The following is a 21,958-nucleotide window of genomic DNA, read 5'->3' as shown; positions in this document are numbered from 1 at the left end:
CCAGCTTGTAGTCAGGCACTTTATACCAACTGCCCAAAACAGGTGTCAACTGGCCGCAGCCCTTTTATTCCGCGGCCTGCGGCTAATGAGTGCTCAATTGGCCGGACTCATTCTTGCCGTTCTTGGGCTCCCCCGCAACCACTTTATCCTCCTCATCGGTCAAAGGTTTGGGCTGAAAGGAGAGTGCAATGTCGAGCACTTCGTCGATCCATTTGACCGGCTTTATGTCGAGATCAGCTTTGATATTGTCCGGAATCTCCTTAAGATCGCGTTGATTTTCGTCAGGGATTATCACGGTTTTTATGCCACCCCTGTGTGCTGCCAGCAGCTTTTCTTTGAGTCCGCCGATAGGCAGAACCTGGCCACGCAAGGTGATCTCACCGGTCATTGCGACCTCTGAACGTACCGGGATCTGAGTCAACGCAGAAACCAGTGCCGTGCACATGCCGATACCGGCACTGGGGCCATCTTTCGGTGTTGCCCCTTCCGGCACATGGATATGCAGATCATGCTTTTCATGGAAGTCCGAACGTATCCCCAGGGTACGAGCCCGGCTTCTGACCACTGTCATTGCCGCCTGGATCGACTCCTTCATCACATCACCGAGAGAGCCGGTATGGGTCAACCTGCCTTTACCCGGTACCACAGCCGCCTCGATGGTGAGGATATCCCCGCCGACTTGAGTCCAAGCCAGGCCGGTAACATGGCCGACCAGATCCTGCTCTTCGGCCATACCGTAGTTGTACTTGCGCACGCCACAGTAGTGTTCGAGATCATCGCCGGTCACGACCTGGCTCTTCGCCTCACCGCCCAGCGTGATCTCCTTGATCACCTTGCGGCAGACCTTGGCAATCTCCCGTTCGAGACCGCGAACACCCGCTTCACGCGTGTAGTAACGGATCATGCCGATCACAGCAGAGTCGTCGATCTCAAGCTCTTTCGCACGCAGACCATTCTGCTTGACCTGCTTCGGAATCAGGTATTTACGGGCGATATTGAGTTTTTCATCCTCGGTATAACCGGGGATACGGATGATCTCCATACGGTCCAACAGCGGACCCGGGATGTTCATCGAATTGGAGGTGCAGACAAACAGCACGTCGGACAGATCGTAATCAACCTCCAGATAATGGTCGTTGAAGGTGCTGTTCTGTTCCGGATCGAGCACTTCCAATAGCGCGGATGCCGGATCACCGCGATGATCCATACCCATCTTGTCGATCTCGTCGAGCAGGAACAGCGGGTTCTTGACCCCGATCTTGGACATCTTCTGGATCAGCTTGCCCGGCATAGAGCCGATATAGGTCCGGCGATGACCGCGGATCTCGGCTTCGTCACGCACACCACCGAGCGCCATGCGCACGTACTTGCGGTTGGTCGCACGGGCGATGGAGCGGCCGAGCGAGGTCTTACCCACACCCGGAGGCCCAACCAGGCAAAGAATCGGCCCACGCAGCTTTTTGACGCGTTTCTGCACCGCCAGGTATTCGATGATGCGCTGTTTGACCTCTTCCAGACCGTAGTGATCTTCGTTGAGGATCTTCTCTGCCCGCTTCATATCCATACGGACCTTGGTTTTCTTGGTCCAGGGTATCTGCAGCATCCAGTCGATGTAACCGCGTACAACCGTCGCCTCGGCGCTCATCGGCGACATCATCTTCAGCTTGTTGAACTCGGCCAGCGACTTGTCCAGGGCCTCTTTCGGCATGCCGGCGGCCTCGATCTTGCGCTGAAGCTCGTCCAGGTCGCTGCCGCCGGACTCATCCATATCGCCCAGCTCTTTCTGAATCGCCTTCATCTGTTCGTTCAGATAGTACTCGCGCTGGCTCTTCTCCATCTGTTTCTTGACGCGGCCGCGGATCCGTTTCTCGACCTCGACCAGGTCGATCTCCGCCTCCATCAGCGACATCAGATGTTCCAGGCGCTGACGGGCGCTGAGCATCTCCAGCAGATTTTGCTTCTCGTCCAGTTTCAGCGCCATGTGCGCCGCGATGGTATCGGCCAGACGGCTTACGTCATCGATATTCTGCAGCGACGAGAGCACCTCGGACGGGATCTTTTTGTTGACCTGGATGTAACGCTCGAACTGATCCAGTGCTGTGCGCTTGTAAACGTCGGTTTCGGTTTCGCCGATGTTGTCGGTATGCAGCACCTCTACGGTTGCAGAGTAGTGATCCTGCTGATCCAGCATTTCGACGACACGTGCGCGATCGTCCCCCTCGACCAGCACTTTGACCGTGCCGTCGGGCAGCTTGAGCATCTGCAGTACCGTGGCGACCGTTCCTGTCTTGAACAGGTCATCGAAAGAGGGCTCATCCTCGGACGCGCTGCGCTGAGCCACCAGCAGGATCTGCTTATCGCTCTCCATCGCCAGCTCCAGCGCCTGTATCGACTTTTCCCTACCGACAAAGAGCGGGATGACCATGTTCGGGTACACCACCACATCGCGCAGTGGCAATACCGGAAGCTCTACGGTCATCGCTTCGTTTGCTTCATATTGATCCATGATGAGTGCCTCTTTGCAGTGCACCAGCCTTGGGGCCAATGCAAAAAAATCTGGATTTGGTCCATCTATGGGGGCCGATTGGTATATTGCAACCGGTCTGGTCCAATTTGCGTCGTTCGGCGGGAGAGAGTGGGACTTAATTGAAGTTATAACAGCTATGTTGAAGGCTCACAAACCTCAAAACCCGGATAAACAGTCTTGCAGGAAAGAAATTCATCCAGCGTCGAAGGGGGTCTATCGGCAAGGCGCCGTGCCTGGACCAGAGCCCGTTACCGGGCAGGCGGAATCGGCAGCAGGCGGAACCGGGATTCCGCCCATCGGTGATCGTATTACTTGTAGTAGGCGTTTGCGGTTTCCGTGTGATCGGTCACATCACGTACGCCGGCGAGACCCGGCACACGCTCAAGCAGAGTTCGCTCCACACCATCCTTGAGCGTCAGATCGACGGCGCTGCAACCCTGACAACCGCCGCCGAACTTCAATACGGCAATCTTGCCCGCTTCCCCGTCAACCAGCTCAACCAACTTCACCTCACCGCCATGGGACGCGAGACCAGGGTTGATGTCGGAGTAGAGGATATAGTTGATCTGTTCATCGATCGGGCTATCGGCCGACACCTTCGGCATCTTGGCGTTCGGTGCCTTGATCGTCAGCTGACCGCCCATCCGATCCTGGGCAAAATCGATGGTCGCCTCCTCCAGATACGGCATGCTGGTGCGCTCGATATAGAAGCGCAGCAGCTCCATATCCATGATCTCGTCTTCCGGATTGACCTCATCGGGGCGGCAATACGCCAGACAGGTTTCGGCATAGGGCGTACCGGGCTGGGTTACGAACAGCCGCACTGCGATCCCCTCAACCTCCTGCTTGGCCAGCAGTTCAGCCAGGTATGCTTCAGCGCCTTGAGTAACGTTGATATCCATAGTTCACAAAAACCTATCAGTACATTTCGAACAGCCAACAGCATACACGCTTATCAAACCCGAGTAAATTGATAAGGTATTGTAACAACGGCTGCAGCCTGACTCCTGTCTCTGATAGACTGACCCTCCTGCCGTAAGGAGACTGAGCATGGTGGAACATTCGGTTGTCTTTTCTTTTTTCCTGATTTTCAGTGGTGCTGCGATTCTCGCCTCCATCGCACTCTATACACGACAACCGCTGCTGGTCGCTTATGTGGTTCTCGGTGCCGCACTCGGTCCCTGGGGCATCAAGGCGGTCACCGATACCAACCTGCTGTCCGACATCGCACACGTCGGCATTATCTTCCTGCTGTTTCTGCTCGGCCTCGACATGCAGCCGGCGCATCTGTTGCATATGCTGCGCAAGGCCACGCTGGTTGCAGTGGCCAGCTCGATCGCGTTCATGGGATTGGGCTATGGTGTCGGCGTTCTGTTCGGCTTCAGCCAGCTGGAGGCGCTGGTCATCGGCGCAGCGTTGATGTTCTCCAGCACCATTATCGGCATCAAGCTGCTACCGACCACCGTCCTGCATCACCGCCATACCGGTGAGCTGGTCGTTGGCCTGTTGCTGCTGCAGGACGTGGTCGCCATACTGGTACTGCTACTGCTCAACAGCGGCGGTGAAGCGGGCTCAGAGATGGGTACTGGCATGAGCTTTGCCCGCTCGATGCTGGCTCTGCCGCTTCTTGCGCTGTTCGCCTGGGGCTTCGTACGCTGGGTGCTGCTCCCGTTACTGCAACGCTTCGACCGTTTTCATGAGTACATCTTTCTCGCCGCCATCGGCTGGTGTCTGGGGCTCGCCGAGGCGGCGGTATATGTCGGGCTTTCGGCGGAAATGGGCGCTTTCATTGCCGGTGTGGCCTTGGCCACCAGCCCGATCTCCCAGTACATCGCCACCAGCCTGAAGCCACTGCGGGATTTTTTCCTGATCCTGTTTTTCTTCTCGGTTGGCGCCAGCTTCAACCTGACCCTGATCGATGACATTCTGTTGCCGGCGCTTGCCCTGACCGCCGCCGTACTGGCACTCAAGCCGGTGGTGTTCCGCTACCTGCTGCAGGGGATCAGTGAGTCGGCCGACACCGGCTGGGAGATCGGCTTCCGGCTTGGCCAGATCAGCGAATTCTCTCTACTGATCGCCTATCTGGCGTTTGCCGGTGGCCTGATCGGAACCGAGGCATCCCATGTAATCCAGGCCACGGCGATACTCAGCTTCCTGCTTTCAACCTATGTGGTGATCTTCCGCTACCCCTCCCCGATCGCCGTATCGGACCGACTACGCCGAGACTAGAAACGGCGGCGGTCGCGACGCGCCCAGCGCTCGCGTGCCTGCTCGATCAGCCGGTCGGTATCGACCGGCTGATCCGGCTCCAGCAGTCGCAACACCATAGCCAGCGTCGAGATGACCGCGCCTTCACCGTAGGGGTGGTCAATCTCGCCCCGCCACAGGCGCAGCAGATCCTCGGGATCGAGCTGTTCGTCCTTGACCAGACGCTGGGGATAGAGCCGCGGCCAGACGCCGGTACTCAACTCGCCGTTCAATATCCAGTGCAGCTCGCAGTCGCTATCCGGCTTCACTTCCGCCTCGCCGCCGTCACCCCGCACCGTCACCGCCTGCTGTGTGCCGAGCAGCAGCGCGGTTTGCTGATGCATCGGCGCATAGGGCGGGTGGAAAACTCCGTCAATGGTCACCTCGGCATCCAGCGGGTTCAGCATACGACAGAGGGTGTGTACCGGAGAGCGCAGCCCCAGGATGCTGCGCAACTGAATGATCTCGCCCAGGGGCGGACAGAGTCGATCGATCGACATAAAGGCGAAGCCACTGTCATTGAGCGCACCATCGACCGCCGTCCAATCCCGGCAGGGCTCGATACCGAACAGGCTCAACATATCCTCACTGTACAGACGTCCGGCAGTATGGCCTCGGGCACCGTGCATGAACACGGGCGTTCCCTGCTCGGCCAGCAGCAGTGCGGTCAACATGAACCAGGGCAGGTGGCGCTTCTTGCCGGCGTAGGTGGCCCAATCTATTGCCGCCTGAATACCTTGCGGCGGCTGGTAGCGCGCTCGCACCGCATCGGCGAAGCCGGCCAGCTCCTCCGGCGCCTCCTCTTTGACTCGCAGCAGCATCAGGAACGCCCCCAACTGCTCGGGCCGGATCTGTTGATCGAGAATCATCCCCATCGCATCCCGTGCCTCCTCGCGCGTCAGCGACCGGCTACCTTTTTTCCCCTTGCCAAGGATACGAACATACTGTGCAAACGGGTGTTCCTGCGCCATACGGCTGCGCCTCCATCAAAACCTGTGGTCCGGGGTGGACCTGTTTCGCCTATTCTACATCAGAGCCATGGGCGGTCAGCAGGTGACAACAGCGGACTCCAAACTTTAAAATGCCCAGCTCTTTTCCGGGATTCCTTCGATGAGCCGCAAACGTATTCGCTTCGGCGGTCCGACACGCCAGAGTGCCGACACCACCCCCACTCAGCTTGATGCCGACGTCCACAGCCTCAGTCTGGAGGGGCGCGGCGTTGCCCGCCAGGATGGCAAGACGCTGTTCATCAGTGGCGCCCTGCCCGGCGAGCGCGTACGAGCGCGGATAACGAACCGGCACAAGCGTTTCGATGAAGCGGAGACCCTGGAGGTACTGGAGGCCAGCAGTGAGCGCCAATCGCCCCCCTGCGTCTATTACGGCCGCTGCGGCGGATGCCAGCTACAACACCTGAAACCGGACGCCCAGATCCAGTACAAGGAGCGGTTGGTCCTGGATCAGTTGCAGCGCTTTGCCAACATAACACCCGAGGTTGTCGAACCTGCACTGCACTCCGCCGATCTCGGTTACAGGCGCAGCGCCCGCATCGGTGTAAACCAGCGCAGCGATGGCGAAGCACTGATCGGCTTCCGTCGCCAGGGCAGCAACAAGCTGATCGATATCGACAGCTGCCCGGTGCTGGAGCCCAGAATCAACAGACTGCTGATCGAGCTTCGCCCCCTGCTCAGGGATGCCGGGAATATCAAGCATATCACCCACCTCGATATCAGCTGCGGAGACCAATCGGGTTCGCTCACCCTGAGGCACACCCGCCGGCTCACCGATGAGTCCATATCGGCGCTGCAGCAGCTCTGCGACCAGCAGGGATTCCAACTCTATCTACTGGGCAACGACAACCAGTTACAGGCGATCGCCACCGACGTACCCGATCCCAGTTATAGACCATTCGAAACAGGGCCGGAGCTGCGCTTTGCTCCAGGCGATTTTCTGCAGGTGAACGCCGAGATCAACCGCCAGATGGTGATACGCGCCCTGCAGTGGCTCGCCCCCAGCGCCGGCGAACGTGCGCTCGACCTGTTTTGCGGCCTGGGTAACTTCACCCTGCCGCTGGCACAGCATGCTGGCGAGGTGATCGGCGTCGAGGGGTCTGCCGAGATGGTGGCACGAACCCGCGATAATGCCGAGCGCAACGGTCTGGAGAATATCAGCGTATTCAAGAGCGATCTGAGCCGGGACATCCGCGATACCTCCTGGTACCAACAGGCCAGTCTCAAGGGGTTCGATCTGATCGTGCTCGATCCACCGCGAGCCGGTGCCGAGGAGTGTGTGCGCCAGCTACGCCAGTATGGCGCCCGAGCGGTGCTCTATATCGCCTGCAACCCGGCATCGCTGGTGCGGGATGCTCAGCTGCTGATCGAATCGGGTTATCGCATGACCCGCTTCGCGGTGATGGATATGTTCCCGCATACCGCCCATGTCGAGTCGATGGCGCTGTTCGAATGCTGAGTACCGATACGCCAGCCCCCGAGCTGATCTACGAGGATCAGGATATCGTCGTCGTCAGCAAACCCGCAGGGCTGCTCTCAGTACCCGGCCGGGGGGCTGACAAGCAGGACTGTCTCTGGCGTCGCGTGCAACGCACCCACCCTACCGCCCGCATCGTGCACCGGCTGGATTACGCCACCTCGGGGCTGATGGTTCTGGCGCTGAGCGCGGCGTCCCACCGCGCTCTGAGCATTCAGTTTCAGGAGCGAGAAACCGACAAACGCTATCAGGCGATCATCAGCGGTCAGCCGGAACAGCAGGCGGGCGAAATCGACCTGCCGCTGCGCTGTGATTGGGAGCGCCGCCCCATGCAGATCGTCGATCATGAGCAGGGCAAACCCGCGCTGACCCGCTGGCAGCAGGTGGAAACCACCAGGCTGGGCAGTCGCATACTGCTCTATCCCGTCACCGGCCGTTCTCATCAGCTTCGGGTTCATATGATGGCGATCGGTCACCCGATCATCGGCGATCCGTTCTACGCCCCCGAACCGATCCGCGAACTCAGCCCCCGACTTTTACTGCATGCCGAGCGGCTCGCGCTGACGCAACCGAGCAGCGGGCAGTGGCTGGAGTTCAGTGCCCCCTGCCCGTTCTGAATCAGAGATTCACACAGCGCTCGTAACGCCCGGCTTTGAACGCGAGAATATTCTCCCGCGTCTGCTCGATAATGCGGCTGCGCGCACGTACACTGCCCCAGGCGCAGTGCGGTGTCAGGATCAGGTTGGGGATATCATCGGCCAACAACACATTACCGTTGCGCGGCGGCTCCTCGGTCAACACATCGACCGCGGCACCGCCCAGATGGCCTGAGCGCAACGCCTCTGCCAACGCCGTTTCGTTGACGATACCGCCACGGGCCGCATTGATCAAAAACGCCCCCGGTTTCATCTTCAACAACGCATCGGCATCGATCAGGTCGCGGGTCTCTTCGCTCAACGGACAGTGCAGGCTGATCACGTCGGCCTGCTCCAGCAGATGGGTAAACGCGACACGTCCCGCCGGCACCTGGTCGCTACCCGGTCGCGCCGATACGATTACGTTCATCCCCAGCGCCTCGGCCAAACGTGCCACCGCCTGCCCCAGGGCACCGTAGCCGACAATGCCGAGCGTGCGCCCTGCCAGCTCCAGGATCGGGTAATCGAGCAGACAAAACTGAGTCGCCTGCCCCCATTTCCCTTCACGTACAGCCCGATCGTAATCGAGCAGATGAGTATGCAGCGCCAACATTTGAGTCAGCACATGCTGTGCCACTGAGGTCACACCGTAGCCCTGGGCGTTACAAACCGGTATGTGGCGAGCACTGGCCGCAGCCAGATCCACATTGTTGACGCCGGTCGCCACCACACAGATCAACTTCAGTTCAGCAGAACCACTGATCAGATCGGCACTCAACGGCACCTTATTGACGATCACCAGCTCGAACCCCGCGATACGCTCGGCCACCAGCTCAGGCAGGGTACCCGAGTAACAGACAAGTTCGTCAACGCAGTTACGGATCAGGCTCAGATCCAGATCGTCCAGGCTCTCGGTATCGAGAAATACAGCGCGCATCTACTTACTCCAACAACCGAAGGGGGAGGCATCAACCCTCCCCCTGTACGCTAGCGAATCAGTCGATCCTACACGACTTCGCTCGGTTAACAACCGTGCCGACTTCAGCTGCCGTGCGCCAACTCCACCAATTCGCGGATTGCGACGGCGAATACGGCACTGTCCGGCTCACTGACGGCACCGAGGTCGGACAGCACCTGGTTCCATCGTGCCAACAGCACTTCGTTGGCAGCAAGCCAACGCTCGACGCAGATCTGGCTGGGCAAGACCTCCTCCCCTTCCGCCACCTCATCGCCGCAAGAGCGGGTCAACACCGAGTGTGTAATCGCGCGCTGCTGAGTATTCAGCTCTTCGCGGAACCCGTCGCGGGCAAGTGACTTCCAGTGGCTGTCCTGCTTCATCGCCTTGATCTGGCGATCGACACGATAGAGATCCAGGCGATCGCCGAGCATGAAGTAGACATCCGCCACTCGTGCAAGCGGCTCGCCGGTTTGCTGTTCGGTGGCGATAATGCCGAGCAGCGTATAGAGACTGTCGAAGGAGGCGGCCTGTACGGCCAGCTCCGGCGGCACGCCCTCCTGTTCCAGCTCGTCATAGCGTGCCTGCCAGGCGGCCAGCGGCTCGCCGGTCAGGCGCTCGGCCAGGGTCATCGACATGCTTTCCACACCGGGGCGGAACTGGTCGACCAGCTGAGCAGGGTCGAGCTGCTGTCGATAGGTGTTCAGTATCCAGTTCGCGGCCCTGCGTACCAGGCGCTGCAGGTCCGCCATCATCCCCTGAAGCATCTTCGCGGGTACCCGATTGTCGAGCTGCTCCATCCGCCCCCAGAGTCGATCCATACCGAAGATATCGCGGGCAGCGATGTAAGACGCGGCGATATCGGCGATATCCCGTCCTGTTGCCTGCTGCATTCTCAGCGGGAAGGTGATCCCCATACGGTTGATCATGCCGTTGGCCACCTGGGTCGCCAGTATCTCGGCACGCAGTCTGTGACGGTCGACCTGCTCGTTATAACGATCGACCAGCGCCTGGGGAAACGCACCCAGTATCTCACGTGCGATATAGGGGTTGTCAGAGAGCCAGCTACCGGTCAGCACCTCTTTGAGCTCAGCTTTGACATAGGAGATCAGTACCGACAGTTCTGGCCGAGTCAGCGATCCCCCGCGCTCCCTGCGCTCGACGATGGCGTCATCGGCGGGAATGAACTCCAGTGTGCGCACCAATCGACCGCTACTTTCGAGCTCATTGATCAGACGTCGGTAATCGTCCACGGCGCGACGCACATTATCCTGAGCGAGACTGATAGCCAGTGTCTGACTGTAGTTGTTCTGCAGTACCAGCCGCGCCACTTCATCGGTCATATCGCGCAGGAAGTTATTGCGCTGCTTGACGGTCAGGTCACCGTTCTCCACCACTTCATTAAGCAGGATCTTGATGTTGACCTCATGGTCCGAGCAGTCGACACCACCGGCATTGTCGATAAAGTCGGTGTTACAGGCACCGCCATTGAGCGAAAACTCGATCCGTCCGAGCTGGGTGAAGCCCAGGTTGCCCCCCTCGCCCAACACGCGGCAGCGCAGATCCCTGCCATCGATGCGCAGGCTGTCGTTTGCCTTGTCACCCACATCGGCGTGGGATTCGAAACTTGCTTTCACGTAGGTGCCAATACCACCGTTCCAGATCAGATCGACGCGCGAGCGGAGCAGCGCCGAAATCAGGTCACTCGGCGCCAGTCGATCCGCCTCTATGTCGAAACGCGCCTTCATCTGCGGCGTGATCTCGATCCACTTTGCTGCACGAGAAAAGACACCGCCACCAGCCGAGATCAGCGATTCGTCGTAGTCGGCCCAGCTGGAGCGCGGTAGCTCGAACATGCGCTTGCGTTCGGTAAAACTGGCCGCGGCATCCGGCTGCGGATCGATGAAAATGTGCAGATGGTTAAATGCCGCGACCAGCTCGATATGCTCCGACATCAGCATGCCGTTACCGAATACGTCGCCGGCCATGTCACCGATACCCACCACCGTAAACGGCTGAGTCTGCGTATCGATGCCCAGTTCACGGAAATGCAACTTGACCGATTCCCAGGCACCACGCGCCGTAATCCCCATCTTCTTGTGGTCGTAGCCCTGAGAGCCGCCTGAGGCAAACGCATCCCCGAGCCAAAAGCCGAACTCGTCGGCGATTGAGTTGGCGATATCGGAAAAGGTTGCCGTGCCTTTGTCCGCCGCGACAACCAGGTAGGGATCATCTTCATCGTGACGTACCAGCTCAGCCGGCGGCACCACGGCGCCTTCGACATAGTTGTCGGTCACATCGAGCAGGCCGCGGATGAAGGTTTTATAGCAGTTGATCCCCTCCTCCAGCACCTCCTCACGACTGCCATTGGCGGGTAACTGTTTGGCGACAAATCCCCCCTTGGCGCCGACCGGCACGATCACCGCGTTCTTCACCTGTTGTGCCTTAACCAGGCCCAAGACCTCGGTGCGATAATCCTCGCGACGATCCGACCAGCGCAGGCCGCCACGTGCAACCTTACCACCCCGGAGGTGGACACCCTCCACCCTGGCCGAGTACACGAAGATCTCGAACATCGGCCTTGGCAGCGGCATATCGGCGATCTCATGCGGATTGAGTTTGAAGACAAAATAATCCTTTGCTTCGCCATCGGCTGCCGACTGGAAATAGTTGGTTCTCAGTGTTGCCTTAATCAGCTCCAGGTACCGGCGCAGGATCTTGTCGTCGTTGAGATTATCAACCTTGTCCAGCGCATCGATGATACTGCCGGCGATGCGCTCGGCCAGCGCCTGAACCTTGGAGCTCCCCTGACGCTCCGGCTCGAAGCGGGCACGGAACAACGCCACTAACAGGCGCGTAATATAGAGATGTCGCGACAACGTATCCGCGATATAGGGCTGACTGAAGCCAAACCGTATCTGCTGGTTATAACGCGCGTAAGCACGCAGCATCGTCACTTCACGCCAGTTCAGGCGACCGCCGATGACCAGACGGTTGAATTCGTCATTCTCGGCCCGACCACTCCAGATATTGAAGAAAGCATCCTGGAAGATCTGCTTCACCTCCTCCAGCTCCACCGTCTCCGAACTGTTGTAGTAGAGCGTGAAATCATGAATCCAGAACTTCTCGCCATCGCGACGACGCACCATATAGGGATGCTCGCCGACCACGCGCATACCCAGATTTTCCAGTAACGGAATTATGTCCGACAGCACCAGCGGCTCTGCACGGTTGAACAGTTTGAATCTGAGCAACTCACGGGACTGTTCCAACTGCCGGTAGAAGCTCATGCTGATGCGCTGCCCCTGATCGAGCCTCTCGATATGCTCGATGTCAAAGACGGCACTACTCGGCGAAAAATGCTCACGATAAGCGGAAGGGAACGCTGTACGATAACGGTTTGCCAGCTGATTTCCCCGCTCCTCGCCGGACGCATCGACCAACGCATGATGCAGCTCATCGGACCAGGAGCGTGACAGCTCCGCCACCTCCGCTTCAAGCTCTTTCAGATCAAAACTGGTTTCCCGGTCAGGGTCCACCGGCAGTACAAAATAGACACGGGTCAAAATCGACTCGCTGTAATAGGTGGTGAACTCGGAGTCGAGCGCACCGAGCCGGTTGACCAGCAGCTCCTGTACCTGAGTCCGCAGGGCGGTATTGAAGATATCTCGCGGCACGTAATAGAGCATGGAGTAAAACTTGCCGCAGGCATCTCGACGCACCAGCAGACGCACTTTGCGCCGCTCCTGCAGATTGAACACCCCCATGGCGTTGTTGAACAACTCTGTCTGGGTGGACAACAGCAGTTCATCGCGAGGCAGGTCGCCCAGTATCTGCGCCAGAGATTTGGCGCTGTTACCGCCTGGAGCAAAACCGGCCTTTTCCAGCACATACTCCACACGCCGGCGCAGCACAGGAATGTTCTGTGGCGGCTCAACGTAGACCGGCGAGGTGTAGAGGCCCAGAAAACGGCACTCACCGGTAACGTTACCCTCTTTATCGAATCTCTTGATCACGACAAGGTCACCGTATGCCGGCCGGTGAACGCGTGAACGCTGATCGTCTTTGGCAAACATCAACGGCTGCGGTGTCAGCAGAAAGCAGTGCTCCTGTGAGCGCGGAATAAGTGCCTGCCGGTTCTTCAGGCGGCAGAGGCCAAGCGCACTGTCTTCGACATACACGACCTTCATCTCCTCGCCGCTGCGATCGAATACCACCTCTTCATAACCGAGAAAGGTAAACCGGTTCTGCAGCATCCAGCCGAGAAACTCTCCAGCCTCGACACAGGTATCCTTATCCGGTATCCGTTGTTTCGACACCTCTTTACGCAGCGCTTCGATGCGCTGGCGCATGGCATCGAAATCTTCCACCGCGAGCCTTACCTGCTCCAGCACCTCGGCAATGCCCTGCTCGGCGCCTTTCAACTCTTCGACATTACTGTGGCGGTCGACTTCTATATAGATCAGTGCTTCACGGTTGCCTTTTTTCGGATCAGTTGCCACCAGCGCGCGGTTCCCTTCGCGCTCGACGCTGATAACGCCACTGTGAACGATATGTATCGACAGCCCTCTGCGATTCAACTCCATGCGCACGGAATCGACCAGAAACGGCATATCCCGGTGCAAGATCTGAATCACGGTGTGGCCGCAATGCCAACCGTGACGTTCCAGGTCCGGATTAAACACATGCACCTTTTGGTTGCTGCCATCCCACTGCTGAAGATGCTCCCAACACGAGAGGGTCGCGCCATAGAGGTTATCCAGGCTACGCTCTGCCAACTCCTCCAGCGGAGAAACGCGGTAATACTGCTGCATGAAATCGATAACGGGTTGCAGATCGTGCTCCGGGACTCGAGCAGCGATCATCTCTGCAAGCTGGTTCAGAATCTTATTTTTCTTTTCAGTGCGTTGTTCTGACATCTGCCTCTCTCCATCGGGGCTTAGAGTTCCACCTCCTAAGGCTAGCCCAGTGCTCGGAGGTTTGCGATCCAAAGATGATACCGAATAAGCCATTATTCCATACCCAAACAAATTACCAGTAAATTATTTTACTTATAATTGTTTAAATAGTTTTTTTATAACGCCAATACACCCCAGACAACAAAAAGCCCCGGACAAGGCCGGGGCTTTTAGACTTTAAAGCAGGAGCGAGGCTGAGTATCAGCCGAAATCGATTCCCAATCGCTGACCCACCTCTTCGTAGGCCTCGATGACACCGCCCAGCCCTTGACGGAAACGATCCTTATCGAGCTTTTTACGGGTCTCCTTGTCCCAGATGCGGCAGCCATCGGGAGAGAACTCATCGCCCAGCACCAGCTCACCGTCGCACATGCCGAACTCAAGTTTGTAATCGACCAGCAGCATACCTGCATCGTCGAACAGCTTCTTGAGCACATCGTTGACCGCGAAGGTCAGCTCTTTCGCACGCGCCACCTGCTCTTTGGTCGCCCAGCCGAAAGACTCGATATGGTACTCATTGACCATCGGATCGCTCAGGGCGTCGTTCTTGAGGAAGAACTCGAAGGTCGGCGGGTGCAGATCCATCCCCTCCTGCACACCATATCGGCGGCAGATCGAACCGGCAGCGACGTTACGCACTACACACTCGACCGGAATCATCTCCAGGCGTTTTACCAGGCTTTCGGTATCGGAAAGCAGACGCACGAAATGGGTCGGTATTCCTGCCTGCTCCAGCTTTTCCATGATGAAGGCGTTGAACTTGTTGTTCACCATCCCCTTACGATCAAGCTGCTCGACCTTTTTGCCGTCAAATGCCGAAGTATCGTTACGAAACTCCAGTACCATCAGATTCGGGTCATCGGTGCTGTAAACCGATTTAGCCTTACCGCTGTAAAGCTCTTCACGCTTTTCCATCAACTTCTCCAAAAACCCTGAACTTCAGGGATCAAACGAGCCGGTCAGGCTCAACTATCGCCCTGCGGCAGGTGGTCTTTAAGGGTCCAGAGGATCTCCTCCGCAACCAGATTAGGTGCAGCCAGTCCCTGATCGGTCAACACCGACAGGAATACACCGTTGCGGGTACGGTTCAACTTGAGCTGGTAACGCCCGGTATGCTCGTAGGCATTGGTTTCGGAGTTGTACACTCCGCTCCCCTGCCCGCCAAATACGTAGATAACCTTTCCGCCTAGCCAGATCTTGTAGCCCTTCTGGTTGGCCAGATTATTCGGATCCGCAAGATCCGAGCCCGCCAGCTTGCCATCGGCTTCATCGCCACCGCTAGGCGCTTTACCGGAGCTGTACTGAATGGCGTCAGCGTCAGCGTCATCACCACCGCCGAGGGCCGAATCCAGGAAGCCGGTATCCAACTTGATCTCATCGCGGTCCGAGTGCAACCACTCGAAAAAGCCCATACGCTCGGTATCATCCACCGGCGTAGAGGTGGTATAGGTCAGGTAGACCTTGCCGGCTTTCTGATCACGCGTACCGACATCAATAGTCGTTGCATCCAGCGCCTCGTTCAGCTGCGCCCAAGACTCATCGATCGGCGCCGACAAGCGGAGCACAGGGTGGCCTCGAGAGTCTCGACCAAGCTGGGCACCTGCATGGGTCTTGTTCTGCATTGCCAGCAGGCTTTGACTATCAGGTTCGGAGGACTTGCTCAGGAAGCGCAGCATCTCGAACATCATGTCAGCCTTGTATTCGATCTCCTGCGAATCGTTATCCCAGTCGACAGCGCTGACCTCCTGCTCCAGAGGATATTTCACATGCTGCATGCGGATCGACGTGCGCTCGTAGTCATCCTGTTCCGGACGCAGAGTGACACGCAGCTTGTTTCGGCTCTCCCCTTCGATATCCTGGAAGGTCAACCGCTTGATCCAGCCATCGACAAAACCGTAGTTATCGCCTTCCAGCGTGATCCAATCGGTCTCCATGACACCTTGACGGGGATCAACCAACGACAGGTCGATATTGTTGAAGGCCCAGAACTCCTGCAACTTGACCCACACATCGGCGATCGGTTCATCGACAACAAGCACTCGCTCACCGTCTTCACGTTTCAGGTTAACCTTGTCGGTACCCGACTCCACGTAAAAGAACTCGGGCCTGGGTACCTTGAACTCACCCTGAAGAGCTGTAGCAGTGGTGCCGACTTCAGGAACAACCAGCTGCTCCTGGGTCTGTCGAGCCCGCATCCCCGGCGGCAGGGCCAAACGCTCGCCGGCACCGGCGCGCTCGTAATCCTGCCCGCGATCACGCACCAGCCCGCTCTCACCGTATAGGGGGTTGTCCTTAAGCACACCACAACCACTCAGTGCGGCGGCGAGTCCAACGGCCAGTAAAGTATGTGAAACCTGTTTGCTCATATCCCTGCCTGTCAGATGACGCCGCTTTCGCGCAGCGCGTTACGAACTTCCTCATGATACTGCTCAGCCAGCACGGTCAACGGCAGGCGGATACCGATCTCGATCAGCCCCATTTCGTGCATCGCCCATTTAACCGGTATGGGGTTAGGCTCCACGAACAGCTTGGTATGCAGCGGCATCAACTTCTGCTGAAGGGCCCGCGCCTCTTCGCTTTTGCCCTCAAGCCCAAGACGGCACAGCTCTGCCATCTCGGCCGGCGCAACGTTGGCCGTTACCGAGATATTGCCCTGGCCGCCAAGCAGAATCAGCTCGATAGCGGTAGCGTCGTCACCCGAGTAGACCGCGAAGTCTGCCGGCAGATTGTCGATCAGCTCTCGGGCACGCACCAGATCCCCAGTCGCCTCTTTAATGCCGACGATATTGGGGTGATCGGCCAGACGATAGACAGTTTCCGGCTTCATATCGCAGCCGGTGCGGCTCGGTACGTTATACAGAATCTGCGGGATATCGACCGCATCGGCGATCGCCTTGAAGTGCTGATACATCCCCTCCTGGGTAGGACGGTTGTAATAGGGGGTGACCAGAAGGCTGTAATCGGCACCGACACTTTTCGCGCGACGGGTCATCTCGATCGCCTCGCGTGTCGAGTTCGCGCCGGTTCCGGCCACGACAGGCACTCGCCCGGCCACACGCTCAACCGTTCTCTTGATCACTTCCAGGTGCTCGTCGTAGTCCAGCGTGGCCGACTCGCCCGTAGTCCCCACGGCACCGATAGCAGCCGTACCCTTCTCCAGATGGAGGTCGACCAGTTTGTCCAGCGCGTCCCAATCGACATCACCGTTAGCATGCATAGGGGTCACGAGCGCTACAATACTGCCGCGAATCATCTCTCTCTCCATCAACTTGAGCCCGAGTATGGTACTGTCGCCATGCCGAAGGAACAACCACACGACCGATTGAGATCCGACAGGCTTTTGATATCGTAAAAGGCTGGCATTTTAAACGAATTAGCGCTCGCTAGCGTAGTGGGTCGCGCCATTTTTCACAACCGTCTGACACCCAAGGAGTCATCGCCATGCTTGAAGCAGGACAGCCAGCCCCGGATTTTAACGCCAAAGACCAGAATGGCGACCCCATCAGCCTGAGCCAGTTCCGTGGCCAGAAGGTTGTGCTCTACTTCTATCCCCGCGACAACACGCCGGGATGCACCGCCCAGGCCTGCGACCTGCGCGACAACTATGATCGCCTGCAAGCCGCCGGTTACCAAGTGATCGGTGTCAGCACCGATAACGAAAAGAAGCACCAGAACTTTATCGCCAAGTACTCGCTGCCCTTTCCACTGATCGCCGATACCGACAACACCGTCCACGAGCTGTATGGCACCTGGCAGTTGAAGAAGAACTACGGCAAGGAGTATATGGGGACGGTACGCACCACCTTCCTGATCGACGAAAACGGTCTGATTACCGACGTGATCAAGAAGGTCAAGACCAAAGAACACACCGCGCAGCTGTTATCCGAGTAACCTCTGTCGAAGCGAGCACAACCCTTTAACCAGGGTTGTGCTCGACCTGCGAACTGCCGGCTGCATTCGGCCAGGCATTGAGGATCGCCTTGACCAGGGTTGCCAGCGGAATGGCAAAGAACAACCCCCAGAAGCCCCATAGACTGCCGAAGATCAGCACCGACACGATGATCGAAACCGGGTGCAGGTTGACCGCTTCGGAAAACAGCAGCGGCACCAGAACGTTACCATCGAGAGCCTGAATCACCGCATAGGCGATCATCAGCCACATGAACTCCGACCCCCAACCCCACTGAAAGAACGCAATAAGCGCTATCGGCAGCGTCACCAGTGCGGCGCCGATATAGGGGATCAGAACCGACAGCCCAACCATCAGCGCCAGCAGCGCAGCGTAGTTGATACCGAGCAGCACGAAGGTGATCCAGGTAACACCACCCACGATCAAGATCTCGATCGCCTTGCCGCGCACATAATTGGCGATCTGGAGATCCATCTCATGCCAGATACGGGTCATCATCTGCCGCTTCTCGGGCAGAAAGGCCGAGAACGATGAGAGCATGGAGTCCGCATCCTTGAGGAAGAAGAACACCAGGATCGGCACCAGCACCAGATAGATCGCCAGAGCAGCGATTCCGGTCAGCGAGTTCAGGGAGAAGGTCACCACCCATTGCCCCAGGCGACTGAGCTCGGTTGCCGCCACACCGATCAACTGCCTGATCTGATCCGCAGAGACCAGATTCGGATACTTTTCGGGCAGTAACAGCAGCAGGTTCTGCACCTGTCCCACCATCCTGGGAAGCTCGTTGAACAGGTTAACCAACTGGCGCCAGGCGATCGGCATGACAAAAAGCAGAAACGCCGACACGAAGCCCACGAAGAACAGGAACACCAGGATCACCGAGGGTAGATGCGGCACCCCACGATCCTGGAGCCAGGTCACCAGCCCCTGCATCAGAAACGCCAGTATCAGGCTGGCGAATACCGGCGCCAGCGGTGCGCCCAAAAAGATCACCACCGCCAGGCTGGCAACCAGGATCAGGAACAGAAACAGCGCTTCCTCGTCGGAGAAATAGCGATCTATCCATTTGTTCAGAATCTTACGCATTCGGCTTATCGCCCCCTACCTGAGCAGATGGTCCGCGCTTTATGATATAGATGTACTGTTCGCCTTCAGTGAACGAATTGAGCATTTCATGGTCGCTATGCTCTACATAGACGCGAAAATCCCTGACAGATCCGGCATCGGTTGCGATAACTTTCAGCACCTCACCCGGCGCCATCTTATTGAGCGCCTGCTTGGCCTTGAGTAGCGGTAACGGACAGTTGAGTCCACTGGCATCAAGCACCTGGGTAAACGCCGAATCAGCGGGAATTGGCTGCACCAAACTTAATACCTCCGATCGATGAAGAGCTGTATGCGACGCACTTTATACCAGATTCGACGCCATTATAATGCTGCCAGACTGCAAAGATCGGCATCAAAACCACTGATATCGCTATCCTTGGCGCTCATTCTGGCGCTGCCGTTGCAAACTGTCAGCGCCGATCCATCGCTACCGGTGCTGACCGACTCGACCTCGAGCACGATCAGCCTCGAGGAGGAGTATCGCCTGGGCCGCAGCTGGGTGCGAACGCTGCGCGGACAGGCCAAGCTGCTTAACGACCCCATCGTCAAGCAGTATCTCCATGACCTGCTCTGGGCAATAGCCCCCAATAGCCAGCTCACCGACAGGCGGCTGGAGCTGGTGGTACTGGACAACGAAAATCTTAACGCCTTTGCAGTTCCCGGTGGCGTAATCGGCATCAATGGCGGTTTGATCACCGCGGCCGAATCAGAGGCCGAAACCGCCTCGGTCATTGCGCACGAACTCGCCCATCTCAGCCAACGCCACTATGCGCAGCAGCTGGAGGAGAGTCGTCGCAATCGTCCGCTGGTGCTCGCAGGATTGCTCGCCAGCATTCTCGTCGCCTCCGCTGACAGCCAGGCGGGGACAGCTGCACTGAGCACGACACTGGCCGGTTCCGCCTCGGCACAACTGGCGTTCAGCCGCCGCAACGAACAGGAAGCCGATCGCATCGGCATGCAGACACTGGTCGCCAGTGGCTACGACCCCTACGCGATGCCCGGTATGTTTTCCCGCCTGCAGAAGTCCTACCGCTTCGCCGGCCAACGCGCCCCCGAGTTTCTGCTGACCCACCCGGTGACGGAATCGCGTATTGCCGACTCCCTGAACCGGGCGTCCACCCTGCCACGCCCAAACAACCTGCACACCAGCTTTCTCTACGACCTGGTGCGCCAGCGACTGCGCGTTCACTACACGCAAAACCTTGAGCAACTGCATGCGCAGTTCAGCGCAGACGCGAAGCAGGATAACACCCCGAAGAACCACTTCGGCCGCTTACTTACCGCGATAGCGCTGAACAGACCAGCGGAAGCCGGAGAAGCACTGCATGCCCTGCCCGATCAATGGCGCCAACACCCCTATGTGCAGCTGAGTGAACTCGATCTGTTGCTGTCTCAGGGCAAGAATCAGCAAGCATTGGCGCTCGCGGAGGAGTTGGCCGCGCTATACCCGGACAGCATGCCGGTACGCTACCGCTATGCGATTACCGCACGGCTGGCCGGGCAGTATCAACGTGCGGCCGACACCTTTCGCGCGCTGATCACCGACTTCCCCAACGATGTCGACTTTTGGTACCAGCTGGCGGAAACCGAAGGACTCAGCGGACAGATCAATGCCGTGCACCTTGCGCGCATAGAGTACTACCTGCTCACCGGACAGATGGACCTGGCGCTGAGACAGGTGGAGTTTGCCCGCCGAGAGCGCAATCTGAGCCATATCGACAAGGCACGACTGGACCAGAAGGAGGTAGAGATCAAGGCGCTGCGCCAGCAGATGAAAGAGGATCTATCCTGAGCGGCTAAATAATCAGGCCCGCATAGTTACGGGCCTGGCGATCCTGTCAACAGTAACAGTAGAAAAGCTGACTTAGCGTGCCTGGAAATCCAGCATCCGCTGCAACGGGATCCGCGCCCGCTCGATCAGTTCGGGCTCGACATGGATCTCGTCAGCCCCGGTTTGCAACGCCTGCAGGATATTGTCCAGGCCGTTCATCGCCATCCACGGACAGTGGGCACAGCTACGGCAGGTTGCGCCACTACCACCCGTCGGCGCCTCAATAAAGGTCTTGTCCGGTGCGGCCTGCTGCATTTTGTAAAAGATGCCGCGATCGGTGGCCACGATAAACATCGGGTGCGGCAGCTCCTGCGCCGCCTTGATCAACTGCGAGGTGGAGCCAACGGCATCGGCCAACTCGATTACCGACTCCGGCGATTCCGGATGCACCAGAATGCCCGCTTCCGGGTAGACCTGCTTCAGCTCTTTGAGCCCCTTGGCCTTGAACTCCTCATGCACGATGCAAGCACCATCCCAGAGCAGCATCTCGGCATCGGTCTGTTTCTGAACGTAAGCACCCAGATGCTTGTCCGGCGCCCAGATGATCTTTTTCCCCTGGTCCGCCAGATGCTCAACCACCTGCAGGGCGATACTGGAGGTTACCACCCAGTCCGCCCGCGCCTTCACCGCCGCCGAAGTATTGGCATAAACCACCACCTCATGATCGGGATGCGCATCACAGAACGCGGAGAACTCATCGATGGGACATCCCAGATCCAACGAGCAGGTCGCTTCCAGCGTTGGCATCAGGATCCGTTTCTCCGGGCTCAGGATCTTGGCCGTCTCACCCATGAAGCGAACACCCGCCACAATCAGCGTACTGGCGGGGCTGCGAGCGCCGAAGCGGGCCATCTCCAGTGAGTCGGCTACCAGACCTCCGGTTTTCTCCGCCAACTCCTGCACCATTGGATCGGTGTAGTAATGCGCAACCAGGCAGGCATCCTTCTCCTTCAACAGGGCCTGAATGTGCTGAGTGTACTCCTCCACCTGAACAGGGCTCAGGGCAGAGGGCAGATGTTCCTGAGCAAAATGCTCCTGAACGAGAATTCGATCATCAAGTTCCGGTTTGGTCAGCATAGGTTCGTTCTTCGCTTAACTGGAATAACCGAGCGGCTGTGGAAAAGGGCGCAAAGTATATCACAACAAAATGTTAGACAGGCCGGTCTTGTAAGGATTCACCGCACTGATCGCTTTCGCAGCCTTATTCAGGCGGGGATCTGGAAAAAATGGTGGGTCGTATAGGACTTGAACCTATGACCAATTGGTTAAAAGCCAACTGCTCTACCAACTGAGCTAACGACCCG

The 21,958-nt window shown here is 58.0% G+C and carries 16 protein-coding genes and 1 tRNA gene; 5 read left to right on the top strand and 12 right to left on the bottom strand.

Annotated features, from left to right (window positions below):
- Window positions 1-82 precede the first annotated feature (82 nt).
- Together lon and nfuA are read right to left on the bottom strand one after the other, a co-directional pair.
- A complete protein-coding gene (gene lon / locus KQ940_RS13955; protein ID WP_246590066.1) occupies window positions 83-2,506 on the bottom strand; it encodes an endopeptidase La in 2,424 nt (807 codons plus the stop codon).
- A 329-nt stretch (window positions 2,507-2,835) separates the two neighbouring features.
- Window positions 2,836-3,429, bottom strand: a complete 594-nt coding sequence (nfuA, locus tag KQ940_RS13950) for a Fe-S biogenesis protein NfuA (protein WP_217414323.1) — start codon at window positions 3,427-3,429, stop codon at window positions 2,836-2,838.
- Window positions 3,430-3,577: 148 nt separating this feature from the next.
- On the opposite strand from nfuA, the gene KQ940_RS13945 reads away from it, so the two are divergent.
- A complete protein-coding gene (locus KQ940_RS13945) occupies window positions 3,578-4,756 on the top strand; it encodes a cation:proton antiporter domain-containing protein (protein WP_217414322.1) in 1,179 nt (392 codons plus the stop codon).
- Here KQ940_RS13945 and KQ940_RS13940 read toward each other — a convergent pair.
- Window positions 4,753-5,745, bottom strand: a complete 993-nt coding sequence (locus KQ940_RS13940) for a glycosyl transferase family protein (RefSeq protein ID WP_217414321.1) — start codon at window positions 5,743-5,745, stop codon at window positions 4,753-4,755. The two genes, KQ940_RS13945 and KQ940_RS13940, sit on opposite strands and share 4 nt — an antisense overlap.
- Window positions 5,746-5,884: 139 nt before the next feature.
- Here KQ940_RS13940 and rlmD point away from each other — a divergent pair, with 139 nt between their 5' ends.
- Together rlmD and KQ940_RS13930 are read left to right on the top strand one after the other, a co-directional pair.
- Complete coding sequence (gene rlmD, locus KQ940_RS13935; protein ID WP_217414320.1) at window positions 5,885-7,240, top strand: 23S rRNA (uracil(1939)-C(5))-methyltransferase RlmD; 1,356 nt, start codon at window positions 5,885-5,887, stop codon at window positions 7,238-7,240.
- Window positions 7,234-7,875: an RluA family pseudouridine synthase gene (locus KQ940_RS13930; protein WP_217414319.1), complete on the top strand. Its 642-nt coding sequence runs from the start codon at window positions 7,234-7,236 to the stop codon at window positions 7,873-7,875. The genes rlmD and KQ940_RS13930 overlap by 7 nt, the downstream gene beginning before the upstream one ends.
- Before the next feature lies 1 nt (window position 7,876).
- Here the strand turns inward: KQ940_RS13930 and KQ940_RS13925 are convergent, their stop codons facing one another.
- From KQ940_RS13925 to dapA, 5 genes are all read right to left on the bottom strand, one after another.
- Window positions 7,877-8,830: a 2-hydroxyacid dehydrogenase gene (locus KQ940_RS13925; RefSeq protein WP_217414318.1), complete on the bottom strand. Its 954-nt coding sequence runs from the start codon at window positions 8,828-8,830 to the stop codon at window positions 7,877-7,879.
- 104 nt (window positions 8,831-8,934) lie between these two features.
- Window positions 8,935-13,767, bottom strand: a complete 4,833-nt coding sequence (locus KQ940_RS13920; protein ID WP_217414317.1) for an NAD-glutamate dehydrogenase — start codon at window positions 13,765-13,767, stop codon at window positions 8,935-8,937.
- Window positions 13,768-14,007: 240 nt separating this feature from the next.
- The gene (gene purC, locus KQ940_RS13915) at window positions 14,008-14,721 is read right to left on the bottom strand and encodes a phosphoribosylaminoimidazolesuccinocarboxamide synthase (protein ID WP_217414316.1); all 714 of its coding nucleotides are present in this window, start codon (window positions 14,719-14,721) and stop codon (window positions 14,008-14,010) included.
- Between the two features lie 50 nt (window positions 14,722-14,771).
- Window positions 14,772-16,172 carry an outer membrane protein assembly factor BamC gene (bamC, locus tag KQ940_RS13910; RefSeq protein WP_217414315.1) on the bottom strand — a complete coding sequence of 467 codons (1,401 nt, stop codon included), beginning with the start codon at window positions 16,170-16,172 and terminating at the stop codon, window positions 14,772-14,774.
- 11 nt (window positions 16,173-16,183) lie between these two features.
- Window positions 16,184-17,059 carry a 4-hydroxy-tetrahydrodipicolinate synthase gene (gene dapA / locus KQ940_RS13905; protein ID WP_217414402.1) on the bottom strand — a complete coding sequence of 292 codons (876 nt, stop codon included), beginning with the start codon at window positions 17,057-17,059 and terminating at the stop codon, window positions 16,184-16,186.
- A gap of 188 nt (window positions 17,060-17,247) precedes the next feature.
- Between dapA and bcp the strand changes: the two genes are divergently transcribed.
- The gene (gene bcp / locus KQ940_RS13900; protein WP_217414314.1) at window positions 17,248-17,697 is read left to right on the top strand and encodes a thioredoxin-dependent thiol peroxidase; all 450 of its coding nucleotides are present in this window, start codon (window positions 17,248-17,250) and stop codon (window positions 17,695-17,697) included.
- 25 nt (window positions 17,698-17,722) lie between these two features.
- Here the strand turns inward: bcp and KQ940_RS13895 are convergent, their stop codons facing one another.
- Window positions 17,723-18,802 carry an AI-2E family transporter gene (locus tag KQ940_RS13895; RefSeq protein ID WP_217414313.1) on the bottom strand — a complete coding sequence of 360 codons (1,080 nt, stop codon included), beginning with the start codon at window positions 18,800-18,802 and terminating at the stop codon, window positions 17,723-17,725.
- Window positions 18,795-19,079, bottom strand: a complete 285-nt coding sequence (locus KQ940_RS13890; protein ID WP_425515640.1) for a sulfurtransferase TusA family protein — start codon at window positions 19,077-19,079, stop codon at window positions 18,795-18,797. The genes KQ940_RS13895 and KQ940_RS13890 overlap by 8 nt, the downstream gene beginning before the upstream one ends.
- 120 nt (window positions 19,080-19,199) lie before the next feature.
- On the opposite strand from KQ940_RS13890, the gene KQ940_RS13885 reads away from it, so the two are divergent.
- A complete protein-coding gene (locus tag KQ940_RS13885; RefSeq protein WP_246590064.1) occupies window positions 19,200-20,615 on the top strand; it encodes a M48 family metalloprotease in 1,416 nt (471 codons plus the stop codon).
- 72 nt (window positions 20,616-20,687) lie between these two features.
- Here KQ940_RS13885 and nadA read toward each other — a convergent pair whose 3' ends face one another.
- A complete protein-coding gene (gene nadA / locus KQ940_RS13880) occupies window positions 20,688-21,731 on the bottom strand; it encodes a quinolinate synthase NadA (RefSeq protein WP_217414311.1) in 1,044 nt (347 codons plus the stop codon).
- A 150-nt stretch (window positions 21,732-21,881) separates the two neighbouring features.
- A tRNA-Lys gene (locus tag KQ940_RS13875) sits at window positions 21,882-21,957 on the bottom strand.
- Window position 21,958 lies beyond the last annotated feature (1 nt).

This window comes from Marinobacterium ramblicola, assembly GCF_019084545.1.
Lineage (GTDB): Bacteria > Pseudomonadota > Gammaproteobacteria > Pseudomonadales > Balneatricaceae > Marinobacterium_D > Marinobacterium_D ramblicola.
This window is presented reverse-complemented; position numbering and strand designations above follow the sequence as displayed.